Annotated in this window: 14 protein-coding genes and 3 tRNA genes; 7 read left to right on the forward strand and 10 right to left on the reverse strand. The window is 72.6% G+C overall.

The genetic code is table 11. The features are described 5' to 3' along the window. The 5 genes from IF30_RS0121940 to crcB (IF30_RS41780) all read right to left on the reverse strand — a co-directional run. On the reverse strand, nucleotides 1-1,890 hold a 1,890-nt coding region (locus tag IF30_RS0121940), incomplete at its 3' end, for a DEAD/DEAH box helicase (protein WP_030241046.1). Nucleotides 1,891-2,162: 272 nt separating this feature from the next. Next, on the reverse strand, nucleotides 2,163-2,801 hold the full coding sequence (locus IF30_RS0121945; RefSeq protein ID WP_158835346.1) for a hypothetical protein: 639 nt from the start codon (nucleotides 2,799-2,801) through the stop codon (nucleotides 2,163-2,165). Between the two features lie 181 nt (nucleotides 2,802-2,982). Next, nucleotides 2,983-3,357, reverse strand: a complete 375-nt coding sequence (gene crcB / locus IF30_RS0121950; protein ID WP_030241051.1) for a fluoride efflux transporter CrcB — start codon at nucleotides 3,355-3,357, stop codon at nucleotides 2,983-2,985. Continuing rightward, complete coding sequence (locus tag IF30_RS0121955; RefSeq protein ID WP_078891580.1) at nucleotides 3,354-3,785, reverse strand: DUF190 domain-containing protein; 432 nt, start codon at nucleotides 3,783-3,785, stop codon at nucleotides 3,354-3,356. The genes crcB (IF30_RS0121950) and IF30_RS0121955 overlap by 4 nt, the downstream gene beginning before the upstream one ends. Continuing rightward, nucleotides 3,782-4,336: a fluoride efflux transporter CrcB gene (gene crcB / locus IF30_RS41780; RefSeq protein WP_078891581.1), complete on the reverse strand. Its 555-nt coding sequence runs from the start codon at nucleotides 4,334-4,336 to the stop codon at nucleotides 3,782-3,784. The genes IF30_RS0121955 and crcB (IF30_RS41780) overlap by 4 nt, the downstream gene beginning before the upstream one ends. Before the next feature lie 70 nt (nucleotides 4,337-4,406). Between crcB (IF30_RS41780) and IF30_RS0121965 the strand changes: the two genes are divergently transcribed. From IF30_RS0121965 to IF30_RS0121995, 6 genes are all read left to right on the forward strand, one after another. Continuing rightward, nucleotides 4,407-4,748: a metallopeptidase family protein gene (locus IF30_RS0121965; RefSeq protein WP_030241056.1), complete on the forward strand. Its 342-nt coding sequence runs from the start codon at nucleotides 4,407-4,409 to the stop codon at nucleotides 4,746-4,748. A 112-nt stretch (nucleotides 4,749-4,860) separates the two neighbouring features. Continuing rightward, nucleotides 4,861-4,933 (forward strand) — tRNA-Glu (locus IF30_RS0121970). A 54-nt stretch (nucleotides 4,934-4,987) separates the two neighbouring features. Beyond that, nucleotides 4,988-5,061: transfer RNA gene (locus tag IF30_RS0121975), tRNA-Asp, on the forward strand. Between the two features lie 27 nt (nucleotides 5,062-5,088). Continuing rightward, nucleotides 5,089-5,162 (forward strand) — tRNA-Phe (locus IF30_RS0121980). Nucleotides 5,163-5,385: 223 nt separating this feature from the next. Continuing rightward, on the forward strand, nucleotides 5,386-5,931 hold the full coding sequence (locus IF30_RS0121985) for a Uma2 family endonuclease (protein ID WP_037900801.1): 546 nt from the start codon (nucleotides 5,386-5,388) through the stop codon (nucleotides 5,929-5,931). Between the two features lie 830 nt (nucleotides 5,932-6,761). Continuing rightward, complete coding sequence (locus IF30_RS0121995; RefSeq protein WP_051710789.1) at nucleotides 6,762-7,448, forward strand: HAD-IA family hydrolase; 687 nt, start codon at nucleotides 6,762-6,764, stop codon at nucleotides 7,446-7,448. A gap of 86 nt (nucleotides 7,449-7,534) precedes the next feature. Here IF30_RS0121995 and IF30_RS0122000 read toward each other — a convergent pair whose 3' ends face one another. The 3 genes from IF30_RS0122000 to IF30_RS43795 all read right to left on the reverse strand — a co-directional run bounded on the left by IF30_RS0122000 (nucleotide 7,535) and on the right by IF30_RS43795 (nucleotide 10,255). Continuing rightward, nucleotides 7,535-8,551, reverse strand: a complete 1,017-nt coding sequence (locus IF30_RS0122000; protein WP_030241063.1) for a 3-dehydroquinate synthase family protein — start codon at nucleotides 8,549-8,551, stop codon at nucleotides 7,535-7,537. A 565-nt stretch (nucleotides 8,552-9,116) separates the two neighbouring features. Beyond that, on the reverse strand, nucleotides 9,117-9,284 hold the full coding sequence (locus tag IF30_RS48030; RefSeq protein ID WP_158835349.1) for a hypothetical protein: 168 nt from the start codon (nucleotides 9,282-9,284) through the stop codon (nucleotides 9,117-9,119). A gap of 2 nt (nucleotides 9,285-9,286) precedes the next feature. Then, complete coding sequence (locus tag IF30_RS43795) at nucleotides 9,287-10,255, reverse strand: methyltransferase (protein WP_158835352.1); 969 nt, start codon at nucleotides 10,253-10,255, stop codon at nucleotides 9,287-9,289. Between the two features lie 372 nt (nucleotides 10,256-10,627). Here IF30_RS43795 and IF30_RS0122015 point away from each other — a divergent pair, with 372 nt between their 5' ends. Then, nucleotides 10,628-10,990, forward strand: coding sequence for a VOC family protein (locus IF30_RS0122015; RefSeq protein WP_030241068.1), 363 nt, complete (start codon nucleotides 10,628-10,630; stop codon nucleotides 10,988-10,990). On the opposite strand, the gene IF30_RS0122020 is transcribed toward IF30_RS0122015, so the two are convergent. Both IF30_RS0122020 and IF30_RS0122025 read right to left on the reverse strand, forming a co-directional pair. After that, nucleotides 10,977-12,338: an NDP-hexose 2,3-dehydratase family protein gene (locus tag IF30_RS0122020; RefSeq protein WP_234322794.1), complete on the reverse strand. Its 1,362-nt coding sequence runs from the start codon at nucleotides 12,336-12,338 to the stop codon at nucleotides 10,977-10,979. The genes IF30_RS0122015 and IF30_RS0122020 overlap by 14 nt on opposite strands. Before the next feature lie 129 nt (nucleotides 12,339-12,467). Continuing rightward, entirely contained in the window at nucleotides 12,468-13,676 is a 1,209-nt protein-coding gene (locus tag IF30_RS0122025) for a pyridoxal phosphate-dependent aminotransferase (protein WP_030241074.1), read from the reverse strand. Between the last annotated feature and the right edge of the window lie 49 nt (nucleotides 13,677-13,725).

Here is a 13,725-nt window from a genome sequence, read left to right on the forward strand (position 1 = left end):
ACGGTCACGGTTGAAGCCACCCGAACGGGCACCACGGTCGTCACGGTCACGGTTGAAGCCACCACCGCGGTTGTCACGGTCGCCGAAGGAGCGGCCGCCGCGGTCGTCACGGTCACGGTTGAAGCCACCCGAACGGGCACCACGGTCGTCACGGTCACGGTTGAAGCCACCACCGCGGTTGTCACGGTCGCCGAAGGAGCGGCCACCGCGGTCGTCACGGTCACGGTTGAAGCCACCCGAACGGGCACCACGGTCGTCACGGTCCCGGCTGTAGGCCGGACGCTCGCTGCGCGCCTCGCGGTACGACGGGGCCCGGTCCTCGCTCTGCGGCGCGGCGGCGGGGGCCTCGGCGGCCGGGGCGGCCTCCGCGGCGACCGACTCGCCGGTCTCCTCGGCGGCGGGCTCCTCGTCCTCGATGCCCAGCTCGGCCCGCTCGCGCGCCGCACGGGCGGCCAGGCGGTCGGCCTCCTCGCGCAGCTCGGTGGCGCGGCGCTGCGCGCGCTCCAGCTGGCGGGTCATGTCGGCGATCTCGCGCTCGGCGGCACCGGCGATGTTGGCGGCGCTCTCCGCCTGCACCTCGGTGAGCGAGCGGGCGCCGGTGATCCGGGCGACCTCCGGGTCGAAGGCGTGGTCCAGGATGTGGCGGCCGGCCTCGACGCCCGCGTCCTCCATCAGGCGGAAGACGCCGCGGCGCTGGTGCGGCAGCACCAGGGTGACGACGGTGCCGGAGCGGCCGGCCCGGGCGGTGCGGCCGGAGCGGTGCAGGTAGTCCTTGTGGTCGCCGGCCGGGTCCACGTTCAGGACCAGGTCGATGCCGTCGACGTGGATGCCGCGGGCGGCGACGTCGGTGGCGACGACGACGTTGGTGTAGCCGTCCTTGAAGTCGCCGAGGACGCGGGTACGGGCGCCCTGGGTCATGCCGCCGTGCAGCGCGTCGGCCTTCACACCGGCCTCGATCAGCTGCTCGGCGACGCGGTCGGCGCCCATCTGGGTGCGGACGAAGATGATCGTGCGGCCCTTGCGGGCGGCGATCGCGTTGGTGATCGGCGCCTTGTCCTTGGGCTTCACCACGAGGATGTGGTGGGTCATGGTGGTGACGGCGCCGGCCGACGGGTCGACCTCGTGGGTGACCGGGTTGTTCAGGTAGCGCTTCACCAGGGTGTCGATCTCGTTCTCCAGGGTGGCGGAGAACAGCAGGCGCTGGCCGCCGGCCGGCACCTGGTCGAGGATCTCGGTGACCTCGGGCAGGAAGCCCATGTCGGCCATCTGGTCGGCCTCGTCGAGCACGGCGACCTGGACGTCGTCGAGCTTGGCCGAGCCGCGGTTGATCAGGTCGCGCAGGCGGCCCGGGGTGGCGACCAGGACGTCGACGCCGCGCTCCAGCGCGTAGATCTGGTTCGACATCGAGGTGCCGCCGCAGACCACCTTGAGGCGCAGGCCGAGCACCGAGCCGAAGGGCTCCAGGGCGTCGGCGACCTGCATGGCCAGCTCGCGGGTCGGGACCATGATCAGGCCGCGCGGCTGCTTGGCGCGGGTGCGCTCGCCGGCGGCGAGACGGGTCAGCAGCGGCAGGCCGAAGCTGAGGGTCTTGCCGGAGCCGGTACGGCCACGGCCCAGCACGTCCTTGCCGGCCAGGGCGTCCGGGATGGTCGCGGCCTGGATCGGGAACGGGGTGGTGACGCCGCGCTTGGCGAGGGCCCGGACGATGTCGTCCGGCAGGCCCAGGTCGCCGAAGGTGAGGGTCGGCTCGGCGGCCGTCTCCTCGGTGGCCTCCACGGCCTCGGCGATCACCTCGTCCGCGGCGGTGTCGATGGTGTCGATGGTGTCGGTGACATCGGCGGCGGCCTCGTTCGCGGGCATGGCGAAGCGGGCGTCGTCAACGAGAGACATGCAAAACCTTCCGGAAGTGGCACGCGCCAAAGTCCGGGGTTCTGTTTCACAACCGCCTCTATGCGGTCAGCCACGGATCGCCGGAACGCGCCAAGGGCGCCAGATGGGATTAGGGCGCCAGACAAATGAATCAAACGAACGATCTACCACCATAGAGGACTCTTGGGACCGCAGGCAAATGCCCTGGCCAAACCGCTGCGGCCGCCGACGGCAACCCTCCGGCCGGGCCGCGGCCGGCGCCCGGCTGGGGCCCGGCCGCCGGCGCCCGGCGGCTAGTGCGCGCCGGCGTGCGGGCTCGGCGCCGGGGAGCCGGAGCTGCCGGAGGACGGCTCCGGGCCCGGCGGGACGGTCGCCGGCGGCGAGCTGTGCTCGGGCTCCGGAGTGCTCGACGGGCGGCTGCTCGGGCTGGCCGAGGGGGTGCCCGCCGAGCCGCCCGAACGGCCCTCGCCGGTGCCGCCCGTCGCACCGCCGGAGCCGGACGGCGCCCCGCTGCCCGGATGCGGCGCGGGGCTGGTGTTCACGCCGGCCGCCGAACCGCCGCCCGGTGCACCGTCGGGCGCCCCGGCCCCCGGCACCGGCACCACGCCGGCCACGGCGCCGTTCGTGCCGGGCACCGTCTCGCCCGGAGCGCCGGCCGCGGCCCCGCCCGGGGCGTTCTCGGCCTGCGGGGCGCCCGGCCGCTCCGGATGCCCCGACGCGCCACCCGGGTGCCCCGCCCCCGGCGAGGCCGAGGGGCCGCCCGTCGCACCCGGCCTGCCCGCCGGAGCGGCCTGCCCGACGGGCACCACCCCGCCGTGCTTCTCCTCCGCCGCCGGACCGACCGACATGCAGCCGGTCAGCCCCAGCCCGGCCATCGTCAGCACCGCCGCCGCCCGCACCGCGCGCGACCGCAGGACCACCGTGTCCGGCACCCGCACCGCCCGAACCGCCCGTACTGCCCGAACCGTCCGCACTGCCCGCACTGCCCGCACCGAAGCCACCGAGGTCCCTCTCTACCGCCCCACCCGGGCCGCCCACGCGCGCGGCCGCTTTCGGTGCCCAACGCGCGCCCGGCCCGGCGGGACACGGGCAGCACGGCAGTTCGCCCGCGCCTCAGCCCCAGAGCGCCGAGGCCAGCTCCGCTCCCGCGTACACCGCCGCCAGCCCCGCCGCCACGCTGCCGGCCGCGTTGGCCAGCGCGTACCGCCCGGCCCCGGTCTCGGCCAGGCGCAGCGTCTCGTACGAGAAGGTCGAGTACGTCGTCAGCGCCCCGCACAGGCCCGTGCCGAGCAGGAGTTGGACCTGCGAGGAGGCCGCGCCCGCCGTCACCGCGCCGGTCACCAGCCCGAGGACCAGGCAGCCGGCCACGTTCACCGTGAACGTCCCCCACGGGAACACCGAGTCGTGCCGGGCCTGCACCGCCCGGTCCGTCAGGTACCGCAGCGGCGCGCCGACCATCGCGCCCGCCACCACCAGCAGCCAGTTCACTCCGCCGCCCCTCCCCGGCCGGGCTCTCCAGGACCGGGCTCACCCCGACCCGTGTCCTCCCGCCCCGGGCCGTCGCCCGACCCGTCCGCCGGGCCGCGCCCCGCGTAGGTCACGACCTCGCAGCGGTCCAGCAGCACCAGCCCCTCCGCCACCAGCCCGTCCAACTGCGGCAGGAAGGCCCGCACCCGCTCCTCCCCGTCCACGATCACCACTGCCACCGGCAGGTCCTCGCTCAGCGACAACAGCCGCGTCGTGTGCACCAGCGACGACGCCCCGAACCCCTCGATCCCCCGGAACACGCTCGCCCCGGCCAGCCCGGCCGCCCGCGCCCGGTGCACGATCTCGCTGTACAGCGGGCGGTGGTGCCAGCGGTCGCCCTCCCCCACCAGCACCGTCAGCCGCAGCGCGGGGCCGCCCAGCCGGCTCACCGCGCGCCCCCGCCCGCCGCGCGCCCGCCCTGCCGAGCCCCGCGGCGGACCGCCCGGTGGATCAGACGGCGGGTCAGACCGGCCGCCAGCCACACCGCGCCGAGCGCACCCAGCAGCGTCACGCCCAGGTACGCCAGCCCGGGCCCCGGCCGGCCCGCCTCCAGCAGCCGACGGACGTCCACCGCGTACGTCGAGAAGGTGGTGAACCCACCCAGCACGCCGGTGCCGAAGAACGGCCGCAGCAGCGGGTGGGCCGGCCGCCCCTCGGTGATCACCACCAGGAACACCCCGATCACCGCGCAGCCGACCACGTTGACCAGCAGCGTCGTCCACGGGAAGGCCGTCGGCGCGGTCTCCCAGCCCAGTCCGGCCGCGTACCGGGCCACCGCCCCGACCGCCCCGCCGACGGCGACCACCGCCACCGCCGGCCCCTGCCCGCGCACCACCGGCGGGCGGTTCCGCACCGGTGCCGCGGCCGTCGCCGCCACCGGCGGCCGGCTCCGGGCCGGACCGTCCACGGCGTCGTCCAACGCGCCCTCCGAGGTCGTCATGGCCCCATCCAACACCGGCCCGCGCCACCTGGCACCCCGTCACTCCAGACCCGACAATGGTCCGGTGCAGATGACCCGGGAAGAGTTCGAAACGCTGGTCAGCGACGCGCTCGACCAGATTCCCCCGCAGCTCGCGGCCATGATGGACAACGTCGCGATCTTCGTCGAGGACGAGCCCGACCCGAGCGACCCGGAACTCCTCGGCCTCTACGAGGGCACCCCGCTCACCGAGCGCGGCGAGTGGTACGCGGGCGTCCTGCCCGACCGCATCCTGATCTACCGCGGCCCCACCCTCCGCCACTGCGAGTCCCGCGAGGAGGTGGTCGAGGAGGTCCGCACCACGGTGATCCACGAGGTCGCCCACCACTTCGGTTTCGACGACCACGAGCTGGACGAGCTGGGCTGGTCCTGACCCCCTTCCGGGCCCCCGCCCCCACCCGGCCGAAACCCGTTTTGGCGATCCGCCCGGCATCCCATATGCTTCTCGACGTCCCCGAACGTTGGAAACAGCGGGACGGCCGCAAGCCCTCATCGTCTAGTGGCCCAGGACGCCGCCCTTTCAAGGCGGTAGCACGGGTTCGAATCCCGTTGGGGGCACGCAGTAACGTAGTACAGTGCAGTGCGCAAGACCTGGGTGGTTCGCCACTCCAAGGTCCCGTGGAGCAGTTGGTTAGCTCGCCACCCTGTCAAGGTGGAGGTCGCGGGTTCAAGTCCCGTCGGGATCGCTCGTCTCGTCAGAGACGGTGTAGTACGGCCAGGTAGCTCAGTTGGTACGAGCGTCCGCCTGAAAAGCGGAAGGTCGCCGGTTCGACCCCGGCCCTGGCCACATAGCTTGACCAGCAGAAAGCCTCCGAGCGCATCGCGCTGCGGGGGCTTTTTCATGCCGTTTGACGCCAACGGCACGGCGGACGGTCAGCTGCCGGAGCGAGCGAGGTACTGCGACGGTCCGAAGAACGGGGTCCACGGCGAGCACCGCGTACGAGCGCTGTCGGTCCCGGCGCCGGACTACTCTGAGGATGTTGCCCGGCACACCCCAGGAGACACTGCGCATGAACCCGGAGCACTTCGCACTCCTCGAAGAAGCCCGCCGGAGCCTGCCTGACGGGTTCAAGGTGGAAATCTCGGGCGACACCATCGTCATGATGGTCAGCCCCTCGGGCATCCACCAGCGAAACCTCCTGTTGGTCCGCCGCCAGTTCGACAGGCACGCCCCGGTCGAACTGCTGCCGAGCGAGAACACCGACCTGGTGTCCCCCATTGTCGGCAAGAGCCGCAACCCGGACCTGACATACCTTCCGAGCGAGGCGTTGGAGACGTCCGACAACCAGGTCCCGTCCGAGCTCGCCGCTGTCGCCGTCGAGCTGGTCTCCCCCTCGAACCCGGAGAACGACTGGGTGGGGAAGGTTCGCGACTACCCGTTGATGGGCATCCCGCTGTACTTGCTGATCGACGCCAGGCAGAAGACCGTCACCTTGTTCAGCCGGCCCGACGGTACGAAGTACCACCGCCGCGAGGACATCGAGTTCGGCGAGACGCTGCACATCCCCGAGCCGTTCGGCTTCGACCTGGTCACGAGCGACCTGCTGCCGTACTGACCCGCGCCGGCTCGCCCCCTGCCACCGGTTGACGCCAACGCTGACGCCGACCGGTATGGACGACGAGGGCTGAATGCGGCCCTCGATGGACGGCAGAATCGTCCGAACCGGGGCATATCGCATCCCCGGCTTGGCCTGAAAAGCGGAAGGTCGCCGGTTCGACCCCGGCCCTGGCCACAACCGCCTGAGAAGGCACGATGTCCCCGAAGCAGACCGCTTCGGGGGCATTTTCGTGCCGGTTGACGCCAACGCGGACGCCAGCGGGACGGCGGACGGTCGGCCGCCGGATCGATCGAGGCCCAGGGGGATCGGAAAGCGGGCTCCGCGGCAAGCACCGCGCACGGGCGCTGTCGGCCCGGGCGCCGGACTACGCTGAGGGTGTTGCTCGGCACACTCCAGGAGACACCCCTCACGAACCCGGAGCGCTTCGCACTCCTCGAAGAAGCCCGACGGAGCCTGCCCGACGGATTCAAGGTGGAGATCTCAGGCGACACCATCGTCATGACGGTCAGCCCCTCGGGCATCCACCAGCGAAACCTGCTGCTGGTCCGCCGCCAGTTCGACAGGCACGCCGTCGCGGACAACGGCGTCCGACGGCAGCCTTCCGCGGACGGCAGAAGCGCTCGAACCGGTGCACTCGATGCCCCGGCTTGGCCTGAACCACCGTTGTCCTTCGGCGCTCCCACCTGCGGGAACGCCGGGCCTCAGCCCCGCGCGGCCCGGTCGTCGAGCCGGCGCAGCAGGCCGGAGGACGGGGCCGGCAGGGTACGGTCCGAGGTCGGCCGGACCCTCCGGCCCGCCACCGCACCCGCCGACGAAGGAGCCTCGCCGTGCCCGTACCGCCCAGCGCCGGATCTCCGGTGCCCCTGCCCGGTCTGCGGGCGATCGTCTTCGACCTGGACGGTGTCCTGGTCGACAGCTTCGAGGTGACGCGGCAGGCATTCGCGCTCGCCTACGCCGAGGCGGTGGGCGACGGGCAGCCGCCGTTCGAGGAGTACGTGAGGCACCCGGGCCGGTACTTCCCGGACGTCCTGCGGATCATGGGCCTGCCCGCGACGATGGAGGAGCCGTTCGTCCGGGAGAGCCACCGACTGGCGGAGCAGGTCACCGTCCACCCGGGGGTGCGCGAGCTGCTGGCCGAGCTGCGTGCCCGCGGCATCCGGACCGCGGTGGCGACCGGCAAGAGCGGCCCCCGGGCACGTTCGCTGCTGGAGTGCCTCGGCCTGGTCACCTCCTTCGACACGGTGGTCGGCTCCGACGAGGTGCCGCGCGGCAAGCCCGCCCCGGACATCGTCGACCTGGCGCTCGCCCGGCTGGGCTGCCGGCCGGAGGAGGCCTTGATGGTCGGCGACGCCGTCACCGACCTGGCCAGCGCGCGGGCCGCCGGCGTGCCGGCGGTGGCCGCCGCCTGGGGCGAGGGGGACGAGGACGAGCTGCGCGCCGAACAGCCCCACCTGCTGGTGCACGCCCCGGCCGAGATCCTGGCGCTCTGTCCGGCCCGCCGGCCGCGGTCCTGACCGGCGGCTGCCTCCCTCCGCGACCGGCCACCGGCCACCGCACCGTCACGCCGTCGACAGCACCACCCCGTCACGCCGTCGCGCCGTCACCCCGTCGACAGCGCCGTCCGGACGGCCTCCTCCGGCACCTCGTGGACCAGCTCCGCGCCGGACGGGCCGTCAAGCACGAAGGTCAGCCCCCGGGTCGCCTTCTTGTCCCGCCGCATCAGCCCGATCAGCTCGTCCGCGCCGAGGCCGGCCGGGACGTCGACGGGCAGCCGGTAGGACGCGACCACGTCCCGGTGCTCGGCGACCCGGTCGGCGGTGATCCGCCCCAGCACCCCGGCCAGCCGTCCGGCGAACACCGTCCCGATCGCGACGGCCTCGCCGTGCCGCAGCTCGAACCCGGTGGCGGTCTCCAGGGCGTGGCCGAGGGTGTGCCCGTAGTTGAGGACGTGCCGCAGGCCGCTGTCCCGTTCGTCCAGCTCGACCACCCGGGCCTTGAGCGCCACGCTGCGCCGGACCTGCTCGGCCAGCGGCAGCCGGTACAGCCCGGGTTCGCCGATGAAGTGGCAGCGGGCCAGTTCGCCGTACCCGCTGGCCAGCTCGCGCTGCGGCAGGGTGCTCAGGAACTCCTGGTCGCAGAGCACCGCGGCGGGCTGCCAGTAGGTGCCGACCAGGTTCTTGCCCTGGCGGAGGTTGACCCCGGTCTTGCCGCCGACGCTGGCGTCCACCTGGGCCAGCAGCGTGGTGGGCAGGTGCACCACCGGTACGCCCCGGTGGTAGAGCGCGGCGGCCAGGCCGACCAGGTCGGTCGTGCTGCCGCCGCCGCACGAGACCACGGCGTCGGCCCGGCTCAGCCCGATCTCCGCGAACCGCTCGCAGAGCGCCTCGACGGCGGACAGGGTCTTGCCGCGTTCACCGTCCTCGAGCCGGATCACCGTGGTCGGCACCCCGGTGTCGGGCAGCCACTCCTCGGGTCGGGCGGAGACCAGGGCCACCCGGCCCGCCCTTAACCCGGCGATCACGCCGGGCAGCCGGTGGCGGACCCCGGCTCCGATGACCACCGGGTAGCTCCCGCCCTCCGTTCGCACCGCAACCGTGGCCGGTTCGACCGCCCCCATCTACGCCCCCTCTGTCCCGCGTCCGCGGGTGGTGACCGATCCCTGCCCGGCTTCGGACTCGGGCGAATCCGCGACGGGAAGTGGCAGAACTGTTCGAAAACCAGGGCCGGACGGATCACCCGGACGAGCAGTCGGGGAACCGGCGACGACGCCCGGCAATACGTGACGACGACTTCTCCACAAGGAAATCCCGGCACATTCACTTCGCCGGCCGACGGATCACCGGCGACTGCGGTCGGGTTCTGCGCGTTCCGGACCGACGGCAAAAACGCGTCTTGCTGACGATTGTTTCGGCAATGGAATCGCCTTGGGTAAAGCAATTCTTTTGGGAATGTCCGGAAGTGCAATCCGAATCATCCGGCGATGATATTCACTCGGGCACCACCGGCACCACCCGACGCCATGTAATCGGCTTTCCGGTCCGAACGGCAGGAAATGTCACCGCCAGCCGGGCCGGAAGCCCCCATAATTCCTTTCGGCGGGCGGCCCGGAACCAATGCGCCGAACGCCCTGCGCCAAAGGTCGCGACGGGGGCGTGGGGTTTCCCCCACACCCCCGTCGCCGTTTACCAGGGCCAGTCGCCGCACCGGGTGAAACCGTCACAGCGGCTCGGCTCCGGCCGACGGTCGTCCAGGCTGCGCAGCAGCCTCTCCAAATGGTCGTCCGGGGAGTCGGCGGGGGCCGGGCTGTCCCAGCAGGTCTCCCGCTGCAGTTCTCTCGCACGCTCGCTCAAGATCACGCCTTTCGCTCCACGGAGCCGCTCGGAACCGGCTGGCGGTCCGGCGGGCCGATGGTGCAGGCGGCGGACACGACGGTGGTGCGGGTGGCGGCGATCGGCGTGACGGTGCGCACGGAGATCCCGGCGGCCGTGAACTCGGAGCCGAGTTCGTCCGGGCCGGGCAGGAAGCCCGAGCCGTTGGCCAGCCAGTCGATCGCGGAGGCGGCCTCCTCCGGCGAGGGCTCCCCCGCAGCGACCCCAGGCATGAAGTCGTGCACCACCACCGGGTCGCCCTCCGCCAACGCCGCCCGGACCCGGCCGAGCAGCCCCACCCGCGCCGGGGCGTCGAGCAGGTGCAGGACGTGCGACAGCAGTGCGCAGTCGTGCCCCGCGGGGACGGAGTCGCCGCGCAGATCCCACGGCGCCAGCGCGATCCGGTCGGCCAGGCCGGCGTCCGCCACCGCGCGGGCGGTGTGTTCCAGCATCTCCGGGCGGTCGTACACCGTCGCCCGGAGCCCCGGGTACATCCGGCACAGCAGGATGGCGTAGCCGCCGCTGCCGCCGGCCAGGTCGGCCAGGTGGGTGCGGTCGCGCCAGAGCGGCAGCCGTGCCAGGTGCGGGGCGCTGGCGCGCGCCCCGCGCAGCATGGCCTCGGCCAGCTCGCCCACGAAGCCGTCGTCGATCTCCGGCGGCCTGCGGTGCCCGCGCAGGGCGGCGACGATCCCGGTGGCGTTCAGGTGGTCCCGTGCGGCCCAGCCCTCGATGCGCAGCAGGGGCAGCGCCCCGCTCGTCACATCGGCGCTCAGGACTTCGTCGAGCGCCCAGCGATCACCGTTCTGGTGGAGGATTCCGTTCCATACGAGAATCGCGAGGAATTTCTGAGCGACGGCCGGTTCGATCCCGGCCCGGTCGGCGATCTCGGCAAGGCTTAAAGGCCCTCGCGCGAGATCGGCGAGCACTCCCAGCTGGTCCGCGGCCTCAATCACGGCCAGGATCTTACGAGCCTGCATCAATTCATTAAGCGTGCGAATGTCAGCCTCCCCCCGTAGCTTCCAAGGAGCGAGTCTGCATGATGTCAACCCCCCATGTCAAGACACGTGTGGTAGGAGCGGGATCCTCTCAGGTCACGTCGGATGACACACCCCGGAAATGTTCCGCACATGTCCACGGCCCGGGAAGATCCGGGCGGCGGAGATCGTCGGTGCGCCGTTTTATGGAATGGCCGGCCCACCGGACCGGCAGGGTCCGGGCAGGGTGGTGACCGGGCGTCAGACGCGCTACCAGGCCCCGATGGTTCTGCGCTATCGTGCGCTTCGTCGGAATATTGGCCGACTGAATCGACCGAAGGGGTCTTTCCTGTGAGTGTGAAGTTCCTGGGCCTTCGAACGGTGGTCTACCCGGCGCGCGATCTGGACGCCGCCAAGCTCTGGTGGAACTCGGTCCTCGGTTACGAGCCGTATTTCGACGAGCCGTTCTACGTCGGCTATGACGTCGGTGGCTACGAGCTCGCGCTGGACCCCGACGGCGACCCCGAGGAGGGGCCGATCGTCTACTGGGGCGTGGACGACGTGGCCGAGGCCGAGGAGCAGTTGCTCGCCACGGGCTGCGAGTCCCGCTCGGCGTGCCGCGAGGTCGGCGGCGGCATCGAGGTCGCGGTCGTGCGCAACCCGGCCGGCGATCTGGTCGGCCTCATCCACAACCCGCACTTCAAGGCCGCGTGACGGCTCCCAGCCCCAGGCAGGCCAGCAGGGTCCGCGCCTGGACGTTGACGTAGGACTGGTGCTGGACGAGGGAGTTCAACTGGCCGGGCGTCAGCCACAGGTAGCCCGGCGGCGGATCGAGCGGTACCTGGTCGTCGTCGGTCTCGACGACCAGGTACCGGCTCTCCGAGTGCTGGAACCGGCCGCCCTCGTCCGAGTGGACGGCGTCGTAGCGGATCGCCGACGGGTCCGCGTCCCGCACCAGGTCCAGGAACGGCACCCGGTCGGGCTGCCCGCAGTCGCCGGGGATGTGCTGGACCGTCGGCCCGATCTCCATCCCGTTCGACAGTCCGGCCTCCGCCGACGCGCGGGCCAGGAGGTGCGGGATGCCGTCGATGCGCCGGGTCAGGAACGCGGCCAGGCCCTGGCCGTGCGGCCGCAGGAGCGGCTGGGACCAGCGCGCCACCTCACGGCTGGCCGCCTCGGCGGTGATGCCGACGATGTCGAAGTACCGGCCGGTGCGGTGCCGGATGGTGCCGTCCTCGCGCCGCCAGTCCGCCAGCTCCGCCAGCGGGACGAGCTGGGTCCGGGTGTGGCGCCGGGCGAGTTCGGCGGTGAACCACGACCGCAGCTCGGTGTCGGAGTACCGGGCGTCGTCACCGGCCGTACCGTCCGCCCGGCCGGCGGAGGAGGGAGCCGGCCCGGCCAGGGGCAGGCAAGCGAGGACGCTCCGGGCGTCCATGTTGACCGTGTTGTCGCGGCGCAGCAGTGCGCCGAGCTGGCCGAGCGTCAGCCAGTGGAAGTCGGGGTGCGGTTCGACCTCCTCGTCCACCTGGACGATCATGTTCCGGTTGCGCTTGTGCAGGAACCAGCAGCCGTTCTCCGACTGGAGCACGTCGGTGACGACCCGGCCGCGGTCGGGCCGCCGGAAGTGGTCCAGGAAGCGGACCGGCTGGCCGCCGTGCACACCGGTGTAGTTGCTGTAGGTGGCCTGGATGGTCGGGGAGAGCTGGAGCAGCCCGGGGTTGCCCGGCTCCATCTTGGCCTGCATCAGGAAGCGCGGGATCCCGTCGACCGTACGGGTCAGGATGCCCAGGATGCCCACCTCGGGCTGGCGGATGACCGGCTGCTCGTGGGTGCGGCCGGCCGCGGTGACCCGCAGGCCCTCGATGGTGAAGAAGCGTCCGCTGCGGTGCCCGAGGTTGCCCGTCACGGGGTCGAACGACCAGTCGTCCAGGGCTTCCAGGGGGGCCTGCCCGACGCGGAACGCGTGCGCGGCGCGCCGTTCGGCGAACCAGGCCTCGAACTCGTCGAGCGGCTCGGCGGCCGCGAGGGAACGGGCCAGCGGTCCGTCCAGTGAGACGCTCACCCGGGGATTCAACAGCGCGGTCATCGGCGGCCTTTCGTGGTCATCGGCGGACTTTGACGAACACGGCGCGCCGTTCGGCCCCGGCGCCCGACGGGCAGGCTTGCAGGCGGGGCACGACGCCTGGCCGGCTCACGACGCCGTGCGGGCGGCCGCGGGGCTGATCTCGCGGGCGAAGGCCGCCAGCCGGTCCAGTCCCTCGGCGACCACCGCCGGGTCCGTCGCGTAGGTGATGCGGACGTGGCCGGGCGTGCCGAAGGCCGTCCCGGGGACGAGGCCGACGCCGGTGGTCTCCAGCAGCCGGTCGCAGAAGTCGTCGGCCGTGGCCAGCGGCACCGCGCCGTGCCGGCCGCCGAGCAGCCGGGAGACGTCCGGGAAGAGGTAGAAGGCGCCGGTCGGCAGCAGGCACTCGATGCCCTCGATCGCGGTCAGCCGGGCGTGGGCGGCGTCGCGCCGCTCCCGGTACCCGGCCAGCAGCCGCCACGGCACGTCGTCGAGCGCGCCGAGCGCCGCGTGCTGCGCGGCGGCCGTGACGTTCGAGGTGGACTGGCTCTGGATGCGCCGGACGAGGGCGCTGATCCGGCGGGACGCGACCGTGTAGCCGACTCGCCAGCCCGTCATCGCGCACGCCTTCGACAGCCCGTTGACCAGCACGGTGCGCTCCCTGAGCGACGGGAACGCCGTCATACTGGGCACGGTGCCGTCCTGGTAGAAGAAGTGCTCGTAGATGAGGTCCTCGACCACGTACAGGTCGTGCCGCTCGATGACCTCGGCGAGTTCGGCCAGCTCCCGCTCGGTGTAGGTGGCGCCGGTCGGGTTGCCGGGGCTGTTGAGGACGACGGCCTTGGTCCGGGCGGTGACGGCCGCCTCGAGCAGCTCGGCGGTGATCTTGTACTCCGTGCCGGCGTCGGTGGGCACGATCACCGGAGTCGCGCCGACCGCCCGCACCTGCTCCGGGTAGGTCACCCAGTACGGCGCCGGCACGATGACCTCGTCGCCCTCCTCGCACAGCACGAAGAACGCGTTGTACAGCGCGTGCTTCGCGCCGGCGGACACCACGATCCGGTCGGGCTCGACGTCCAGGCCGTTCTCCTCGTGGAGCTTGCGCTGGATGCGGGCGCGCAGTTCGGGCAGTCCGGCGACGTCGGTGTAGCGGTCGGCACCTGCCGCGATGGCGTTCAGGGCGGCGGTGCGGCCGCCCTCGGGCATGGGGAAGTCGGGCTCTCCGACGCACAGGTTCAGGACCCGGTCGCCCGCGCGGACGCGCTCGTTGAGCCGCGCGTTCAGCGACAGCGTGGGGGAGGGGCGGATGGCTTCTGCGTGGCGGGACAGGGCCTTCATGCTGACCTCTCGGCGTCGGCGACGACCGGACGGCTGCCGGAGCACCGCG

Origin of the sequence: Streptomyces sp. NRRL S-350, assembly GCF_000719705.1 — a bacterium.
GTDB lineage: Bacteria > Actinomycetota > Actinomycetes > Streptomycetales > Streptomycetaceae > Kitasatospora.